This is a genomic window from Plantactinospora sonchi (assembly GCF_036422035.1).
GTDB lineage: Bacteria > Actinomycetota > Actinomycetes > Mycobacteriales > Micromonosporaceae > Plantactinospora > Plantactinospora sonchi.
In genome coordinates this window covers 116,730-134,026 of the sequence record NZ_JAZGQK010000001.1, presented here as the reverse complement: position 1 = coordinate 134,026, position 17,297 = coordinate 116,730, and the positions used below count along the sequence as shown (strand labels likewise).

The 17,297-nt window shown below is 72.0% G+C and carries 18 protein-coding genes; 9 read left to right on the top strand and 9 right to left on the bottom strand.

Annotated elements, in window-relative coordinates; genetic code table 11:
- Positions 1-14: 14 nt before the first annotated feature.
- From V1633_RS00630 to V1633_RS00610, 5 genes are all read left to right on the top strand, one after another.
- Positions 15-1,850: a glycoside hydrolase family 3 protein gene (locus V1633_RS00630; protein WP_331212100.1), complete on the top strand. Its 1,836-nt coding sequence runs from the start codon at positions 15-17 to the stop codon at positions 1,848-1,850.
- A gap of 102 nt (positions 1,851-1,952) precedes the next feature.
- On the top strand, positions 1,953-2,849 hold the full coding sequence (locus V1633_RS00625; RefSeq protein WP_331212099.1) for an ABC transporter ATP-binding protein: 897 nt from the start codon (positions 1,953-1,955) through the stop codon (positions 2,847-2,849).
- Positions 2,846-3,634: an ABC transporter permease subunit gene (locus V1633_RS00620; RefSeq protein ID WP_331212098.1), complete on the top strand. Its 789-nt coding sequence runs from the start codon at positions 2,846-2,848 to the stop codon at positions 3,632-3,634. Before V1633_RS00625 ends, V1633_RS00620 begins: the two co-directional genes overlap by 4 nt.
- Positions 3,635-3,661: 27 nt before the next feature.
- Positions 3,662-4,825 (top strand): sensor histidine kinase, encoded by a 1,164-nt coding sequence (locus tag V1633_RS00615; protein WP_331212097.1) that lies wholly within the window; start codon positions 3,662-3,664, stop codon positions 4,823-4,825.
- Positions 4,822-5,499 carry a response regulator transcription factor gene (locus tag V1633_RS00610; RefSeq protein ID WP_331212096.1) on the top strand — a complete coding sequence of 226 codons (678 nt, stop codon included), beginning with the start codon at positions 4,822-4,824 and terminating at the stop codon, positions 5,497-5,499. The genes V1633_RS00615 and V1633_RS00610 overlap by 4 nt, the downstream gene beginning before the upstream one ends.
- A gap of 54 nt (positions 5,500-5,553) precedes the next feature.
- Here V1633_RS00610 and V1633_RS00605 read toward each other — a convergent pair whose 3' ends face one another.
- Both V1633_RS00605 and V1633_RS00600 read right to left on the bottom strand, forming a co-directional pair.
- A complete protein-coding gene (locus V1633_RS00605; RefSeq protein ID WP_331212095.1) occupies positions 5,554-6,201 on the bottom strand; it encodes a hypothetical protein in 648 nt (215 codons plus the stop codon).
- A 157-nt stretch (positions 6,202-6,358) separates the two neighbouring features.
- The gene (locus V1633_RS00600) at positions 6,359-7,120 is read right to left on the bottom strand and encodes a hypothetical protein (RefSeq protein WP_331212094.1); all 762 of its coding nucleotides are present in this window, start codon (positions 7,118-7,120) and stop codon (positions 6,359-6,361) included.
- A 74-nt stretch (positions 7,121-7,194) separates the two neighbouring features.
- On the opposite strand from V1633_RS00600, the gene V1633_RS00595 reads away from it, so the two are divergent.
- Positions 7,195-8,370: a DNA recombination protein RmuC gene (locus tag V1633_RS00595; RefSeq protein WP_331212093.1), complete on the top strand. Its 1,176-nt coding sequence runs from the start codon at positions 7,195-7,197 to the stop codon at positions 8,368-8,370.
- 36 nt (positions 8,371-8,406) lie between these two features.
- Here V1633_RS00595 and V1633_RS00590 read toward each other — a convergent pair whose 3' ends face one another.
- Both V1633_RS00590 and V1633_RS00585 read right to left on the bottom strand, forming a co-directional pair.
- On the bottom strand, positions 8,407-8,832 hold the full coding sequence (locus tag V1633_RS00590) for a hypothetical protein (RefSeq protein WP_331212092.1): 426 nt from the start codon (positions 8,830-8,832) through the stop codon (positions 8,407-8,409).
- A gap of 6 nt (positions 8,833-8,838) precedes the next feature.
- Positions 8,839-9,861, bottom strand: coding sequence for a 4-hydroxy-3-methylbut-2-enyl diphosphate reductase (locus tag V1633_RS00585; RefSeq protein WP_331212091.1), 1,023 nt, complete (start codon positions 9,859-9,861; stop codon positions 8,839-8,841).
- Positions 9,862-9,989: 128 nt separating this feature from the next.
- On the opposite strand from V1633_RS00585, the gene xseA reads away from it, so the two are divergent.
- Both xseA and V1633_RS00575 read left to right on the top strand, forming a co-directional pair.
- Positions 9,990-11,210, top strand: coding sequence for an exodeoxyribonuclease VII large subunit (xseA, locus tag V1633_RS00580; protein ID WP_331212090.1), 1,221 nt, complete (start codon positions 9,990-9,992; stop codon positions 11,208-11,210).
- Positions 11,211-11,255: 45 nt separating this feature from the next.
- Complete coding sequence (locus tag V1633_RS00575; RefSeq protein ID WP_331212089.1) at positions 11,256-11,492, top strand: exodeoxyribonuclease VII small subunit; 237 nt, start codon at positions 11,256-11,258, stop codon at positions 11,490-11,492.
- A gap of 125 nt (positions 11,493-11,617) precedes the next feature.
- Here the strand turns inward: V1633_RS00575 and V1633_RS00570 are convergent, their stop codons facing one another.
- Together V1633_RS00570 and V1633_RS00565 are read right to left on the bottom strand one after the other, a co-directional pair.
- Positions 11,618-12,433 (bottom strand): hypothetical protein, encoded by an 816-nt coding sequence (locus V1633_RS00570; protein WP_331212088.1) that lies wholly within the window; start codon positions 12,431-12,433, stop codon positions 11,618-11,620.
- A gap of 106 nt (positions 12,434-12,539) precedes the next feature.
- Positions 12,540-13,190: a DUF4245 domain-containing protein gene (locus V1633_RS00565; RefSeq protein ID WP_331212087.1), complete on the bottom strand. Its 651-nt coding sequence runs from the start codon at positions 13,188-13,190 to the stop codon at positions 12,540-12,542.
- 159 nt (positions 13,191-13,349) lie between these two features.
- Here V1633_RS00565 and glpX point away from each other — a divergent pair, with 159 nt between their 5' ends.
- On the top strand, positions 13,350-14,381 hold the full coding sequence (gene glpX / locus V1633_RS00560; protein ID WP_331212086.1) for a class II fructose-bisphosphatase: 1,032 nt from the start codon (positions 13,350-13,352) through the stop codon (positions 14,379-14,381).
- A 154-nt stretch (positions 14,382-14,535) separates the two neighbouring features.
- Here the strand turns inward: glpX and V1633_RS00555 are convergent, their stop codons facing one another.
- The 3 genes from V1633_RS00555 to V1633_RS00545 form a co-directional block, all read right to left on the bottom strand.
- Positions 14,536-15,504 (bottom strand): NAD(P)/FAD-dependent oxidoreductase, encoded by a 969-nt coding sequence (locus V1633_RS00555; protein ID WP_331212085.1) that lies wholly within the window; start codon positions 15,502-15,504, stop codon positions 14,536-14,538.
- 146 nt (positions 15,505-15,650) lie between these two features.
- Positions 15,651-16,310 carry a rhomboid family intramembrane serine protease gene (locus tag V1633_RS00550; RefSeq protein ID WP_331212084.1) on the bottom strand — a complete coding sequence of 220 codons (660 nt, stop codon included), beginning with the start codon at positions 16,308-16,310 and terminating at the stop codon, positions 15,651-15,653.
- 166 nt (positions 16,311-16,476) lie between these two features.
- A complete protein-coding gene (locus V1633_RS00545) occupies positions 16,477-17,163 on the bottom strand; it encodes an aggregation-promoting factor C-terminal-like domain-containing protein (protein WP_331212083.1) in 687 nt (228 codons plus the stop codon).
- Positions 17,164-17,297: the final 134 nt, after the last annotated feature.

Genomic DNA, 17,297 nt, shown 5'->3' with positions numbered 1-17,297 from the left:
CATCTGGAGGCGCCATGCGCGGCCGGCTACTGGCTTCGATCGTCGGATCCACCCTGCTGGCCGCCGTCGCGGTCGCCGGGCCACCCGCCCAGGCCGCCCCCTCCACGGTGGACCGGCTAATCGCCCGGATGACCCTGCCGCAGAAGGTCGGCCAGCTCTTCGCCACCTACGCCTACGGCGGCGACGCCACCGCGCCGAGCGCCGCCGACGCCGCGGCCAACCGCCAGGCGTACGGCGTCGACACCCCGGCCGAGGTCGTCCGGAAGTACCACCTCGGCGGCGTCATCTACTTCACCTGGTCCAACAACCTGACCTCGCCCCGACAGATCGCCACCCTCTCCAACGGGCTGCAGGCCAGCGCCGCCGCCAGCGGGGCCCGGATCCCGCTGCTCGTCTCCACCGACCAGGAACACGGCATCGTGCAGCGGCTCCCCGCGCCGGCCACCCTCTTCCCGGGCAGCATGGCGCTCGGCGCCGGACGGAACCCGGTCGACGCGTACACCGCTGCCCGGATCACCGGGCAGGAGTTGCGGGCGGTCGGCGTCCAGCAGGTCTTCGCCCCCTCCGCCGACGTCAACGTCAACCCGGCCAACCCGGTGATCGGGGTCCGCTCGTTCGGCAGCGATCCGCTGCTGGTGGCCGGGATGACCGCCGCCCAGGTGGTCGGCTTCCAGCGGGCCGCCGGCATCAGCGCCGCCGCCAAGCACTTCCCCGGGCACGGCGACACCGTGGACGACAGCCACGACGCGCTGCCGTACATCCACCACACCCGCGCCGAGTGGGAGCGGCTCGACGCCCCGCCGTTCCGGGCCGCGATCGCCGCCGGGATCGACACCGTGATGACGGCACACATCGTCGTACCGTCGCTGGACAGCTCCGGCGATCCGGCCACGCTCTCCGCCCCGATCCTCACCGGGCTGCTCCGCGACCAGCTCGGCTTCCGCGGCGTGGTGGTGACCGACTCGCTGGGCATGGCCGGGGTACGACAGAAGTACGGCGACGACCGGGTGCCGGTACTCGCCCTCAAGGCCGGCGCCGACCTGCTCCTCATGCCGCCGAACCTCGACCTGGCGATCAACTCCGTACTGGCCGCGGTCGCCGACGGCGAACTGACCGAATCCCGGATCGACGCCTCGGTCCGCCGGATCCTCACCCTCAAGCAGCGCCGGGGTCTGCTCGGCGCTCCGCCGACGGTGGACCCGGCCGCCGCCGAGCGGCTGGTCGGCCGGGACGCCCACCAGCGGGCGCTGCGCGGGATCACCGACCGGACCGTCACCGTGCTGCGCAACGACGCCGACCTGCTGCCGCTGTCACCGGTCGCCGGCCGCACGCCACCGGCCGGTGCCTCGTCGACGCCGGCCAGCGAACGGTCCGTGCTGGTCACCGGCTGGAACGCCAGCGCCTTCGACAACGTCGGCACCCTCGCGGCCGGCCTGGCCGCCCGGGGCAACCGCAGCACCGCACTCCCCACCGGCCTGCCCGACGACGCGCGGATCGCCGAGGCGGTGGCGGCCGCCCAGGCCCACGACCTGACCGTGGTGCTGACCCAGCGGGCCTGGGACACCCGGATCAACGATCCGGGCGGACGCCAGCAGAAGCTCGTACACGCGCTGGCCGCCACCGGCCGTCCGGTGATCGTGGTCGCCGTCCGGGACCCCTACGACGTGGCGTACTTCGACGACGTGCCGACCCAGCTCGCCACGTACGGCTACACCCGGGCGTCGATGGAGTCGCTGACCCGGGTACTGACCGGAGAGGTCAGCCCGCGCGGCAAGCTGCCGGTGGACATCCCCGACCCGGCCGACCCGGAGACCGCCCGCTACCCGTACGGCCACGGCCTGACCTGGTAGCCGCCAGTAGGACGGCGTACGACCTGAGGCGTACGGCCGACGCCGCCGGGACCAGCCTCGCGGCGGTCGGCGGACACCCCGGCCGCCCCTAGCGTCGGAGCCATGATTGAGGCACACGCGCTGATCAAGCGTTACGGCGACAGACGCGCCGTCGACGAACTGTCGTTCATCGTCAAACCCGGCCAGGTGACCGGGTTCCTCGGTCCCAACGGGGCCGGCAAGTCCACCACGATGCGGATGATCGTCGGGCTGGACCGGCCCACCGCCGGGACGGTGACCGTGGCCGGCCGGCCGTACCGCGAGCACACCGCGCCGCTATGCCAGGTCGGCGCGTTGCTCGAGGCGACCGCCGTACACAGGGGACGGACCGCCCGCAACCACCTGCTCGCGCTCGCGCAGACCCACGGAATCAGCAGCCGACGGGTCGACGAGGTGCTCGGCCTGGTCGGCCTGGCGGACGTGGCCCGGCGCCGGGCCGGCGGCTTCTCGCTCGGCATGGGCCAACGGCTCGGCATCGCCGCCGCGCTGCTCGGTGACCCGGCGGTGGTGATCCTCGACGAACCGGTCAACGGCCTCGACCCGGACGGGGTGCGCTGGTTACGCGACCTGCTCAAGGGGCTGGCCACCGAGGGTCGCACCGTCCTGGTCTCCAGTCACCTGATGAGCGAGATGGCGGTCACGGCCGAACATCTGGTGATCATCGGCCGTGGCCGGCTGCTCGCCGACACCACCGTGTCGGACCTGATCGACCGGGTCGGGGTGGGCAGCGTGCTGGTCCGCTCGCCGAACGGCGCCGACCTGCGTGACCTGCTGGTCCGGCACGGTGCCGAGGTGACCGGCGTCGAACCGGGGCTCTTCCAGGCCGCCGGACTCGACGCGGCGACGATCGGCGACCTCGCCCTGGCCGGCGGTCTGGCCGTACACGAACTCACCCCACGGCGCGCCTCGCTGGAGGACGCGTACCTGGAGCTGACCCGGGAGGCGGTGGAGTACCGGTGAACCCACACATCACCTTCCCCCGGGTGGTGCGCTCCGAGTGGACCAAACTCTGGTCGCTGCGGTCCACCTGGCTGACCCTGGCCACCGTCGCGGTGCTCGCGGTCGGGTTGGCCGGTGCCATCGGCTACGGCGTACGCGGGTCGATTCCCGCCGACGGATCGAGATCGGCCGTGGCGGACGCGGTCGGCGCCGCGTTCCTGCCGATGGACTTCCTGACCCTGGTCATCGGCGTCTTCGGCGTGCTCCAGATGTCCGGCGAGTACGGCAGGCGACTGGTCCGGGCCACCCTGACCGCGGTACCCCGCCGATGGCCGGTGCTCGCCGGCAAGGCGGTGGCGCTGGTCGCCGCCACGGCGCCGGTGATGGCCGTGGTCTGCCTCGCCTCCTTCGGAGTCTGCCAGGTCCTCCTCGGCGACCGGGGCGCCTCGCTGAACGACCCCGGAGTGCCCGGCGCGATCGTCGGGGCGGCGGCCTGCCCGGTGCTGATGGGGCTGCTCGGCCTCGGCATCGGCGCGATGCTCCGCCACACGGCCGGGGCGATCACCACCCTGGTGCTCGTCCTGCTGGTCCTCCCCGCGCTGTTGGCACCGGTACTGCCCGGCGACCGGGGCGACACCGTGCTGAAGTACGTGCCGACCGTCGCGGGGCAGGCGATGTACAGCGTGCAGGGAGCGGGCGCGCCGTTCGAGATGCTGTCTCCCGGTGTGTCGGCGGCGGTGCTGTTCGGCTGGGCCGTACTGCCGCTCGCGGGTGGACTGGCCGTACTGCTCCGTCGCGACGCCTGACGCCGTGCGCGCCCTACTCTCGTGACCATGCGTCCCACCCCGACAACCGTACGTGCGGCAGCGGACCTGCTCGGCCGACATCCGCGCTGGGTCGACGCCGGGCTCGTCGTGCTGCTCGTCGTACTGGACGGGCCGGCGGCGCTCCCCGGGCTCGGCGTCACCGGTTGGCTGTGGTTCCTCGCCATCCACATGCCACTGGTGTGGCGGCGACGGGCCCCGGTACCGGTGTTCTGGGCGGTGTTTGTCCTCGTCGTCAGCTGGGCCGTGCTGGCCGGGGTCAGGACCGAGGGGATCTTTCCCGAGATCGTGGTCGCGGTCGCGGTCTACACCGTCGCCCGGCACCGGGGCTGGCGGCACCTGTGGCCGGTCGTGGCGGTGATCGAGATCCCGACTGTCGCGTTCCTGCTGTCCGCCGCCCGGAACTGGACCGCACTGGGCTTCGTCACGTTCGGTCTCGCCGCGACCGTGCTCCTCGGGGTGACGCTGCGGATCCGGCAGACGTACCTGGCGGAACTGTCCCGCCAGCGGGAACGGGAACGGCACCAGCAGACCCGGCTCGCCGTCGCCGCCGAGCGGGGCCGGATCGCCCGGGACCTGCACGACATCGTGGCGCACAACCTCGCCGTGATGGTCGCGCTCGCCGACGGCGCCGCGTACACCGCGGGTGCCACGCCGGAACGGGCGGCCGAGGCGATGGAGAAGGTCGCGACCACCGGCCGCCAGGCCCTCGGCGAGATGCGCCGCCTGCTGGGCCTGCTGCGCGAGGACGCCGTCGGTCGTGCACCCCAGCCGGGGCTGGACGACCTCGACGGTCTTCTCGCCCAGGTCCGTGCCGCGGGACCCCGGGTCCGGCTCAGCATCGACGGCGTCCCGCACGACCGTGGTCCGGGAGCCGATCTCACCGTCTACCGGATCGTGCAGGAGGCACTCACCAACACCCTCAAGCACGCCGGCCCGGGTGCCCAGGTGGAGGTCCGGCTGCACCACCACGACGACGGCGTGGACCTGGAGGTTGTCGACGACGGCGCCGGACGACCGGCCGTGCCGACCTCCGACGGCGGGCACGGGCTGGCTGGGATGATCGAGCGCGCCGCGGCGTACGGCGGCCGGGTCGAGGCCGGGCCCCGGACCGACGGTCCCGGCTGGCGAATGGTCGCCCGGCTCCGTTTCGACGAGGGGGGTTCGGTGTGACGATCCGGGTACTGCTCGTCGACGACCAGTCGCTGCTGCGGATGGGCTTTCGGATGGTGCTGGAGAGCCAGCCGGACCTGCTGGTGGTGGGGGAGGCGGGCGACGGCGAGCAGGGCGTCTCGATGACCCGTACGCTCCGCCCCGACGTCGTGCTGATGGACGTACGGATGCCGGTGCTGGACGGGATCGAGGCCACCCGGCGGATCGTCGAGTCGGGTTCCCCGGCCCGCGTTCTCGTGCTGACCACGTTCAACCTGGACGAGTACGTCTTCGCCGCACTACGCGTCGGGGCGAGCGGTTTCCTGCTCAAGGACGTACCCCCGGTCGACCTGCTCACCGGGATCCGCGCGGTCGCGGCCGGCGACGCGGTGGTCGCGCCGCAGGTGACCCGGCGGCTGATCGACGCGTTCGCCGGGTACCTGCCCGATCCGTCGACCGGCCGGTCACCGGTCGACGAGCGGCTGCACCGGTTGACCGACCGGGAACGGGAGGTGCTGGTCGAGGTGGCCCGGGGTCATTCCAACGCCGAGATAGCCGAGCGGCTCACGGTGGCCGAGGCGACCGTCAAGACGCACGTCGGTCGGATCCTCGGCAAGCTCGGCCTGCGGGACCGTGTCCAGGCCGTGGTGTTCGCGTACGAGGTGGGGGTGGTACGCGCCGGCGAGGAGTGGTGAGGCGGTCCGGTGCCGGCCACCCGGCGGTCGGCTCGTCGCGGCGTGGCGCTCCGGTCAGAACGGCCAGTCGCGCAAAAAACGCAGGCCGAGCAGCAGGGCGATCAACGCCGGGCCGACGGCCAGCGTCACCGCCTGGGCCCGGTAGGCGATCCGGTGCCGGAGCAGCTCCAGCCCGTTGCCGAGGATGACCACCCCGGCGGCCATGATGAACCCGCCCCACCAGCCGGTCGAGCCGAAGTCCAGCACGTCGTTGACCATCAACAGGAAGGTGACGCCGAGCCCGGCGGTGACCACCGCCAGCATCGCGATGGTGCGGTGGAAGGCCCTCGGCAGCGGATCACCCGACCGCCAGAGATAGGTGCCGGTGATCGCCAGCGCCGGCAACGTGATCATGATCGGCCAGCCACGGCTCATCAGCCCGAGCATCAGCAGCCCGCCGACCGCGAAGACCAGGCCGCCGACACAGGCCAGCACGTATCCGACGAACGCCCGGCCACCGGTGCGGAACAGCAAAGGGCCGCCGGTCGCCGCGATCAACGCGCCGGGCACCAGGACAAAGCCGGCCCACCAGTGGAACCGGTCGACCGCCTGCGCGGTGACGGTCATCACGGCGACCGCGAACCCCGCCACGGCCAGACTGCCCAACCACCGCACGGCCGTACCCGGCCGGCGTAACGCCACGGTCTCCACCTCAACGCTCACAGTTGTCGACTCTGCCGCGCGGCGCCGGCCCGAACCATCCCGCCAGCCCTACCATCCACCGGCCGGTTAACCACCGTCCGGCCGGTCCCGATGCCCCCACCCGCCGGCGGTTCCGGTCAGCGGTCAGGCACGCCGACCGGACGGAGGTTTCCGCTGGTCAGAAGTCCCCGCCGCCGCCGAAGTCACCACCACCGAAGTCACCGCCGCCAAAATCGCCACCACCGAAGTCACCGCCCGCCGCGTCACCGCCGTCGAAGTCCCCGCCGTCGGCGAAGCCCTCCTGGTAGCCGGCGTCGTAGCCGTAGCCGGGATCGGCGAACGCCGGCGAGAAGAGCGCGTCAGCGATCAACATGCCGCCCAGCACCCCGGCTCCGGCGGCCAGACCGGTCTTCCACCACGGGGTCGAGTACCACCCGGCCGGTACCGGCCGGCCCTGCCAACGCCCGCCCGGGTAGTAGTAGGGGGTGCCGGCACCGGGCTGCGGCCCGGCCCGGAAGGTCTCGCCCTGCACCTGCACCTCGCGGGGCGTGGTGAGCGCGCCGGCGCCCCGGGCGGCGGCCAGCGGCGGCAGTTCGGGGCCGGGATCGATGCCGAGCGCGACCCGGGCCGCCCGGACGTAGGCCAGCCCCTCCAGCGCGGTCTCCCGGGCCAACTCGTACTGCCGGGCGGTGCGGGCCTGTTCGAGCTGGCTGCCGGCCGCGGTGTACCGCTCCCCCGCGTCGGCCAGCGCCTGCCGGACCGCCGGGGCGTCGCCGTGCAGGTTCATCAGCTGCCCGCCCAGCCGCTCGTACCAGCGGCTCGCCTCGGCCCGCGCGTCGGCCAGTTCCCGTTCCCTACGGGTCGTGCTCTCCCGCTGCCACCAGAGGAACCCGCCGGCCAGCAGGACCACCAGCAGCAGCAACCAGATCATGTTGGCCATCCCCCAACGGTACCCAGGAGCTGCGAGGACTCCACCTGACGCGGGAGGCGTGCGGGCGGTCGTACCCGTTTGGCATGCTTCGTTCCGTGGAGCTGACGACGGTCGCCGTGGTGCTGGTCTGTCTCGTCGCCGGCGGGGCGGTCGGCTGGCTCGCCGCGACCGCCCGGTCGAGCGCCGAGATCGCCCGACTCGACACGACCCTGCGGGCCACCCGGGACGGCGAGGAACGGCTGGAGCAGTCCATGCGCGCCCTCACCTACGAGGCGACCGCGCAGTCCCAGGAGGCGGTGGCCCGGGCGGTCGCGCCGCTGCACGAGACCCTCCGCCGCTACGAGCAGCGGGTCGCCGAGCTGGAACGGGACCGGGTCGACGCGTACGCCGAACTGCGCGAGCAGGTCCGCGCGATGGCCGGCGTCTCCGGGGAACTGCGTACCGAGACCAAGCAACTGGTGGCGGCGCTGCGCGCCCCGCAGGTCCGCGGCCGGTGGGGCGAGCACCAGCTCCGCCGGGTGGTCGAGGCCGCCGGGATGCTGGAGCACTGCGACTTTTCCGAGCAGGTCACCGCCGCCACCGACCACCAGGGGGTACGCCCCGACCTGGTGGTCCGGTTGTACGGCGGCCGGACGGTGGTGGTCGACGCCAAGGCGCCGTTCGAGGCGTACCTGACCGCGATGGAGGCCCGGGACGAGGCGGGGCGGGACCGGCAGCTGGACAACCACGCCCGGCACCTGCGGGCACACGTCGACGCACTGGCCGCGAAGTCCTACTGGTCGGCCTTTGCGCAGTCGCCGGAGTTCGTGGTGCTCTTCGTGCCGGCCGATCCGTTCCTCGACGTGGCGTTGCAGCGGGACCCGACGTTGCTGGAGCACGCCTTCACCCGCAACGTGGTGCTGGCCACCCCGGCCACCCTGGTCGCGCTGCTGCGTACCGTCGCCTACTCGTGGCGGCAGGAGGCGTTGGCCCGCAACGCCGTGGCCGTACACACCCTGGCCCGGGAGCTGTACGGCCGGCTCGGCACCCTCGGCGAGCACGTGTCGAAGCTGGGCGGGGCGCTCGGCGGCGCGGTGACCGCGTACAACCGTGCGGTCGGTTCGCTGGAGGCGCGGGTGCTGGTCAGCGCCCGCAAGCTGGCCGAGCTGGGCGTGGCCGGCGACGAGTTGCCGGTCCCGCCCCAGGTCGAGACCGCACCCCGGCAGCCGCAGGCCCCGGAGCTGCTCGACCCGCCGACGCCGCGTCCCGCTGTCGACTGAGCCGCGAGCCCATCCCGCCGGGCTGCCCGGGGCCGGTCAACCTCGGGTCGCGGTCTCCACCATGAACGGCACACCCTGCTGGCAGGTGGTCATCAGGTCGGCCTGGACCCGGCCGGTCACGGTCACCCGACCACCCGCGGTGATCACCTCGCGCGGGCCGCCGACCAGCAGATAGTTGTCGAGCAGGTAGCAGCCGTGTTCCACACCCTCCCGGACGACGCCGGTCAGGGTGATCGCCGATCCCGCCGACGGAGGCACCCCCCGGGTCGGACCGGTCGATGTGGACGGCGGGCCGGACGGGACACCGGGACCGGCGGGCCCCGGCGCCGCACCGGTCGGCTCCGGCTGGGCGGGCGACGTCATCTGCGTTCCCTCCGGTTGATCCGGTGGTGTCGACCCGTCACAGGCCGCCAGAGCCAGTCCGGCGACCAGGACGACGGCGGCGATCCGCAACGTCCTCATGGCCGATCAGACGGGTACGACACCCCGCCCGTTCCCGTTCGCCGCCCGGGCCGCCGCGGCGGCCTTCATGTCCCGCTTGAGTTCCTGCGGCAGGGAGAAGGTGAGCCGCTCGTCGGCGGTGGTCACCTCGGTGACGTCGGTGAAGCCCCGCGCGGCGAGGTGGTCGAGCACCTCCTGGACCAACTCGTCCGGCACGCTCGCCCCGGAGGTCAGCCCCACCGTGCCCGCCCCGACCAGCCAGTCGTCGCTGATCTCCGACGCGTAGTCGACCAGGTGACCGGCCCGGGCACCGGCGTCCACCGCCACCTCGACCAGTCGTACCGAGTTGGAGGAGTTCAGGGAGCCGACCACGAGCACCACGTCGCACTCGGCCGCGATCTCCTTGACCACGTGCTGACGGTTCTGGGTCGCGTAGCAGATGTCGTCGCTGGGCGGGGACTGCAGCAGCGGGAGGCGGCGCTTGAGCCGGGCCACGGTCTCCATGGTCTCGTCCACCGAGAGGGTCGTCTGGGACAGCCAGACCACCTTCGACGGGTCCCGTACGGTCACCTTGTCGGCGTCCTCCGGACCGTCGACGAGCTGGATGTGGGCCGGCGCCTCACCCGCGGTGCCGATCACCTCTTCGTGCCCCTCGTGTCCGATGAGCAGAATGTCGTAATCCTCCGCGGCGAACCGGCGGGCCTCGTGGTGGACCTTGGTCACCAGGGGGCAGGTGGCGTCGATCGCCCGCAGCGACCGCTCCTTGGCCTGCTCGTACACCTCCGGCGCCACCCCGTGCGCGGAGAAGATCACGATCGAGCCCTCCGGCACCTCCTCGTTCTCCTCGACGAAGATCGCGCCCTGCCGTTCCAGCGTGGAGACCACGTGCTTGTTGTGCACGATCTGCTTGCGGACGTAGATCGGCGCCCCGTAGAGCTTCAACGCCTCCTGCACGGTCTGCACCGCACGGTCGACGCCGGCACAGTAGCCACGGGGCCTGGCCAGCAGGACACGCTTACCGGTCTGGGGTGTCGCCTGAGCCTCGGTCACCCGACCAGTCTACGTTCCGCCGTGGCGTCCGCCCGTCGCCAGCACGGCCGGTCGCGACGCGACCGCCGCCGCGGAGATCACCGCCCCGGTGCGGTACCCGCTCCTTCCCGCCGCCGTAGGCTGACCGGATGACCGAGTCCGGCGCCCCGCGCAGTACGCCCGACGAGCCCTGGCCGGTCCGGGTGGTCAGCCAGAAGCTGAGCGCCTGGATCGGCAAGCTCGGCTGGGTCTGGGTCGACGGCCAGGTGGCGCAGATCAGCCGGCGGCCCGGCGCGGCCACGGTCTTCCTCACCCTGCGCGACCCGTCGGCCGATCTCAGCCTGACCGTCACCACGAACCGGGACGTGGTGGACGCGGGCGCCCCGGAACTGGCCGAGGGCGCCCGGGTGCTGCTGCACGCCAAGCCGGAGTTCTACGCCGCCCGGGGCACGCTGAGCCTGCGCGCCGACGAGATCCGGCAGGTCGGGCTCGGTGAACTGCTGGCCCGGCTGGAGAAGCTCAAGAAGCTGCTCGCCGCCGAGGGGCTCTTCGACCGGGCCCGTAAGCGCCGTCCGCCCTTCCTGCCGGGCCGGATCGGTCTGATTACCGGCCGGGCCTCGGCGGCCGAGCGTGACGTACTGACCAATGCCCAGCGGCGCTGGCCAGCCGTCCAGTTCCGTACGGTGAACGTGGCGGTGCAGGGCCCGACGGCGGTGCCACAGATCATCGACGCGCTGCGGGTGCTCGACGCGGATCCGGAGATCGACGTCATCGTGCTGGCCCGGGGCGGCGGAAGTGTCGAGGACCTGCTCCCCTTCTCCGACGAGGCGCTGTGCCGGGCGGTCTTCGGCTGTCGTACGCCGGTGGTCAGCGCGATCGGCCACGAGACCGACACGCCGCTGGTCGACTACGTCGCCGACCTGCGCGCCTCCACCCCGACCGACGCCGCGAAGCGGATCGTCCCCGACCTCGGCGAGGAGGTCCGGCTGATCCGACTGGCCCGCGACCGGCTCGACCGGGCGGTCGTCGGGATGATCGACCGGGAGCGGCACCGGCTCGACGGGTGGCGGTCCCGGCCGGCGCTGGCCCGGCCGCAGGTGATGCTCGACCAGCGGGCCGCCGACGTCACGGCGCTGCGGGACCGCGCCGGCCGGTGCGTGGTGCACCGGTTGGGTACGGCGAGCGACGAGCTGCGGCACACTCTCGCCCGGCTCCGCGCGCTGTCGCCGGCCGCGACCCTGCAGCGCGGGTACGCGATCGTGCAGCGCGCCGACGGACACGTCGTACGGGCACCGGAGGAGGTCGCCGCCGACGACCCGCTGCGGGTACGGCTGGCCGAGGGTGAACTGACCGCGACCGTGCGACGGTGATCCGCCGACCGTTCCGGCGTCGCGTCATGTTGGAATGGGACCACCATGACTGATGCGGAGAAGCGCGCCGGCGCACCGGCCGAGGGACTCAGCTACGAGCAGGCCCGGGCTGAGCTGGCCACGGTGGTCGAACGGCTGGAGGCGGGTGGCACCTCGTTGGAGGAGTCGTTGGCGCTGTGGGAACGGGGCGAGCGACTGGCCGAGATCTGCCAGGGTTGGCTCGACGGCGCCCGGCAGCGGATCGAAACCGCCCGACAGGCCCGACAGACCTCGTCGACCTGAGCCGGCCAGCGGAACCGGTCACCGGCGACCTGGCCGCAGCGGTGGAGGGAAGGTCCGGGCGGCGACGGGTGGGCCACCGAGGGCCGGGTGGCACGGTCGGAGACCGCCCCACCCGGCACCGGTGATCAGCTGTTGAACAGGTCGTAGGTCTCGGCCGGCGCCTCGACGACCTCGCTGTCGGCCGGCTTCTTGGCACCCGTGGCCGCACCGTAGTCGGTGTAGGTGACCACGAGTTCGTGCGCCTTCGCCTCACCGGCGGCCGGCATCTTGATGGTCAGCGAGCTGAGCCGCCCCTGGGCGTCGAGCTTGGCCTCGAACGGCACCTTGCCCGCGTCGGCGCCGAGCGTCTTGATCGCCTCTTCGTCGACCATTCCGGCGTCGGTCGCCTTGGTCAGGTCGAGGTTGCCGCTGTAGGCCCCCTCGCCGGTCTTCTGCACGTCGACGATGGCCTTGGTCAGAATCTCGGTACCGGCCGGGTCGACGTCCTCGAAGTCGAAGCTGAGGTCGTCGTTGTCCTTGATTTTCGACGGGTCCAGGTGCTGGTACTTGCCGGTGTTCAGCTTCTCCAGACCGGGCAGGCCCTCCGCGCCCTCGATCTGGATCTTCACCCAGCTGTCCGGCTCGATGTAGATCAGATCCAGGTTCATCGAGAAGCCGAGTTCCGCGTCGCCCGCGTTCATCTTCATCTGGGCGCTGCGGCTGGGCAGGTGGACCAGGCCCTCACCGTCCAGTTCCTGGCCCTTCATGGTGAACCGGAAGTTGCCCTTGGCGATTTCCTTGGTGGAGGCGAGCAGTGCCTCCTTCGGGTCGGCCGGCACGGAACCCGAACCGGTCCCCTGCGAGCCGGGCTCAGAGCCCTCCGTCTGCCCGCAGGCCGTCAGGCCCGGCACGAACAGGAGTGCGGCAGCGAGCGTGGCAACGCCCCACCGTCGAATGGTCACAGTCGATCTCCCCAGACAATGGCCCGGCGACGGAACGGCCGCCGGAATGTGAAGCCGCCGCAGCGTAGCGGGTGGGTGCCACATTTTCCGGCGATCTCGCCGCCGGCTAGGTCAGGGAAGCCGCCAGTCGGCGTAGCTCGTCCTCCGACGCCGGACCGACGACGATCACCGTCCGCCCCGGCTCCAACAGCACGAACGCCAGCTCATCGGCGCGCGCCGTATACCGCTGCCAACTACGACCGCCGATCTCGACCGCGCCCCGCGGCTGACCGTCCCGGGTCAGCTCGTCCGGCAGCAGCCGCTCGGCCGGCACGCTGCTCTGTACCACCTGCACGCCGTCGTCGTCCGGGGTCAGGTACCCGATCCGCAGCGTCGCGCCGGTGTCTGCGCGCCGGAAGTCGGCGGTGACCGTGTGCCACCCGTCGCCCAGCCCGGTCACCTCGCCGACCGGAAAGAGGTTGGCGGCCCGGGCCTGCTGGACGATCGGCGCCGGATCGACCTCGGTGGGCGTGTCTGCGCCGAGGAAGGCCCGGCCGAGGCCGATCAGCAGGGCGATCGGCACGAGCAGCACCAGCAGCGAGATGACGATGTCCCTCGGTGAACGCTGGGACCGGATCGCGGTCGACACGACCTGCCGCTGGTCGGCCCCGGAACCGTCCGGGGCGGCGTCCGCTGCCGGCGGCGACGCGTCCCGGCCGCCGGGCTCGTCGGTCAGGCGGTCATCCGGGGTACGGCCGGCGGCCTCAGTGGTGTCCACCCACCTATCTTGGCAGCTCCACCGGTTACCGGGATCCGGGCCACCAGCCCCCGAACCGGCGTTAAGTTGACCAGCGTGTCAGTATCCCTGACAAAGCCGGCCGCGGGCGGACGCCACGCGGTGCCGGGCCACCCCGCAGTGTCGCGAGGAGGAACCGACATGACCAACAGCAGGACCCGGGTACCACAGAATCTCGACCGCAACCTGGCGCTCGATCTGGTCCGGGTGACCGAGGCGGCGGCGATGGCAGCGGGCCGGTGGGTCGGCCGGGGCGACAAGGAGGGTGGCGACGGCGCGGCCGTCGACGCCATGCGCAAACTGATCAACTCCATCCCGATGCGCGGGGTGGTGGTGATCGGCGAGGGCGAGAAGGACAACGCCCCGATGCTGTTCAACGGCGAGCAGGTCGGCGACGGCTCCGGGCCGGAGGTGGACGTCGCGGTGGACCCGATCGACGGGACCACGCTGATGTCCAAGGGCATGCCGAACGCACTCGCCGTGCTGGCGGTCGCCGAGCGGGGGGCGATGTTCGACCCGAGTGCCGTCTTCTACATGGAGAAACTCGCGGTCGGGCCGGTCTACGCCGACGTGATCGACATCAACGCCGGGGTGGCGGAGAACCTGCGCCGGATCGCCCAGGTCAAGAACTCCAGCGTCGCCGAGGTGGTGGTCTGCGTACTGGACCGCCCCCGGCACGCCGAGCTGGTCGAGGAGATCCGGCGGGCCGGCGCGGGGATCCGGTTCATCAGCGACGGCGACATCGCCGGCGTGATCGCCGCCGCCCGGGGCGAGTCGGACGTCGACGTACTGATGGGCATCGGTGGCACCCCCGAGGGGATCGTCTCGGCCTGCGCGCTCAAGTGCATGGGCGGGGCGATGCAGGCCAAGCTCTGGCCGCGCGACGACGAGGAGCGGGAGAAGGCGCTCGCCGCCGGGCACGACCTGGACCGGGTGCTCGGCACCGACGACCTGGTGACCGGGGACAACTGCTTCTTCGTCGCCACCGGTGTCACCTCCGGGGACCTGCTGCGCGGGGTGCGGTACCGGGCCGGTGGCGCGTACACGCAGTCGATCGTGATGCGGTCCAAGAGCGGCACCATCCGGGTGATCGACTCCTACCACCGGCTGGAGAAGCTGGCGCTCTACTCCGCCGTCGACTTCGACGGCCGTCCGCTGGGCGAACAGGAGTAGCCGTTCGTGGTCACCGGTCCGGTCGGTCGCGACCGGACCGGTGGCCGCAGGTCCGGTCCCGCCGATCGGTCGGACACCACCGGCGGCCGCTCAGTTCCTGCCGGCGGCGATCAGGCCGGTCTCAGCAGGTTCCGCGCGGCACGGGTCCGCCGGGTCAGCCCGCGTCGGAGGAGTGACCGGGGAAGAGGTGGGCGGCCGGGTTGATCACCACGGCGGCGTTGTTGACCGCCGTGGCGGCCTCGCCGAAGCCGGTGGCGATCAGCCGGACCTTGCCCGGGTACTCCGTGATGTCGCCGGCGGCGAAGACCCGTGGCAGGTTGGTGATCATGGTGCTGTCGACCAGGATGTGCCGCTTGTCGAGCGCCAGGCCCCACTCGGTGAGCGGCCCGAGGTCGGCGGTGAAGCCCAGCGCCGCCACCACGGTGTCGACCGGCACGGTCTCGACCTCCCCGCCCTTCACCACGATGTCGGCCCCGGTCACCGCGCCGTCGCCGTGCAGCCTCGTCACCTCGGCGTTGACGATGATCCGTACCGGCAGTTCCCGGACCCGGTCGACGGTGGCGGCGTGGGCCCGGAACTTCTCCCGGCGGTGCACCAGGGTGACCGACCTGGCCAGCGGCTGCAGCGCCAGCGCCCAGTCGAACGCCGAGTCGCCCCCGCCGACGATCAGTACGTCCTGCCCGGCGAGATCGGCCAGGTGCGGTACGAAGAAGACGATGCCGCCACCGACGAAGTTCTCGGCCGCCGGCAGTGGTCGCGGGGTGAAGCTGCCCAGACCGGCGGTGACGATGATCGCGCCGCACCGCAGGACGTCGCCGCCGGCGAGACTGAGCACCGGTCGGCCGTCCAGGTAGGAGAGTTTCTCGGCGCGGACCCCGAGCAGGTACTCGGGACCGAAGGTGGCCGCCTGGGTGACGAGGTTGGCCACCAGGTCGCGTCCCTTGATCGAGGGAAACCCGGCGATGTCGTAGATCATCTTTTCCGGGTACATCGCGGTGACCTGCCCACCGGGCTCCGGCAGCACGTCGATGACCGCGACCGAGAGCCCCCGGAACCCCGCGTAGTACGCGGCGAACAACCCGGTGGGGCCAGCCCCGATTATCGCGACATCAACCTCGCGCATGTGCTCACCGTCGCTCTCCGCCTATGGCCTGATCACGGGCTTGCTGCTGTCGACCGTAGGCGGATGACGGGGATCGAGGCAATAGCCGTCCCACCCCCGGGTGGACCAAACAGGAAAACCCTTTCCGGGATCCGGGAGCCAGCCCGTCAGGGCAACGTCATGCTGGACTCCGACCGGTACGGGTCGTCGTCGCGCGGCCGGCGCCGACGGAACAGCACCGCGGCGATCATGCCGCCGAGCAGCCCGAACAGGTGACCCTGCCAGGAGATCAACTCATCGGTCGGCAGCACACCCAGCAACTGCCAGCCGTAGAGCAGGCCGACCAGGACGACCACACCGAGGTTCCACCAGCTCCGCTCGACGATGCCGCGCATGAACAGCAGCCCGAGATAGCCGAAGACGACGCCGCTCGCCCCCACCACGATCGACTGCGGCGAACCGGTGAACCAGACACCCAGGCCGCTGACAAAGATGATCACGAGTGTGGAGTAGATGAACCGACGCGACCCGGCGGCCAGCACGAAGGTGCCGAGCAGGATCAGCGGCACACTGTTGCTGTAGAGGTGGTCCCAACCGTGGTGCAGGAAGGGGCTGAAGAAGACCCCGTCGAGTCCCTCGATGTGCCTGGGGATGATCCCGGCGGTGGCGTCGAGCCCCGCCTGCAGCCAGGTGTCGAGAGCCTCGATCGCGAAGAGCACCGGTACGACGGCGCACATGGCCACGAAGGCCCGGCCCAGCGAGGCGTAGAACGCCTCGGTGCCGAACCGGTGGGGGTCGTTACCCCCGGAGTACGGGTCGAACGTCACCCTCACGTTGCTATCAGCTTCGGCAGCCCACCGCCACCTGAGTCCGACGCGCGAGCCGGCCGTCACACGCCCGCCGGCCCGGACGAAGGAGCAGGGACCGGTACGCCGAGGGGGCGCGGACCATCGGTCCACGCCCCCTCGCAGAGGTCCGGTGCCCGCCGGGCGCCTAGTACCAGCCCTCGGCCTGGGAGTGCGCCCAGGCGCCGCAGGGCGTGTCGTAGCGGCCCTTGATGTAGCCCAGTCCCCACTTGATCTGGGTGGCCGGGCTGGTCTGCCAGTCGGAGCCGACGGTGGCCATCTTGTTCCCCGGCCTGGCCTGCGGAATCCCGTACGCGCCGGACGGGTTCGCGGCCTTGGGGTTCCAGCCGCTCTCCTTGGTCCAGAGCTTGTCGAGGCAGGGCATCTCGGCCAGCTCGAAGCCCGCGTCGAGCAGCAGCGCGCAACCGATCGCCCGGTTGCCGCTGTACTCGTTGCACGAGTCCGGGATCGGTCCGTCGTACGGCTTGATCGCCTGTTCCGCCGCCTCCTTCTCCCGCCGCTCGCGCTCCCGTTTGCGGCTCACCGCCTCCTCGGTCCGCTTGGCCCGTTCCGCCGCGGCCTCGGCGACCTCGGCCGCCTTCCGCGCGGCCTCCCGCTCGGCGGCCCGCTGGTCAAGGGTGGCGAGCAGGTGTGCCGCGCGCTGCTGGCGGATCAGGTCCCACTCGGCCTGTTGCGCGTCGTAGGCCGACTGGGCGTCGATGCTCCGCTGCTGCGCTTCCCGGTCCTCGCCGAGGTAGTAGCCGCCGCCGACGCCCCCGAAGAGCAACGCGACGGCAAGTCCCCGGACACCGAACCGGCTCCACAGCCGACTCACAGAGTGTTCCCTTCGTCGGGGGCAAGGACACGACGCGCCGGAACCCGTTTCGGGTCTGCCCCGTGCACGCCGCGAGCGCCCCGACCTGACCCGGTCGTGACTCCGATCGACCGAGGGGCCGTCGGTGCCGTGGC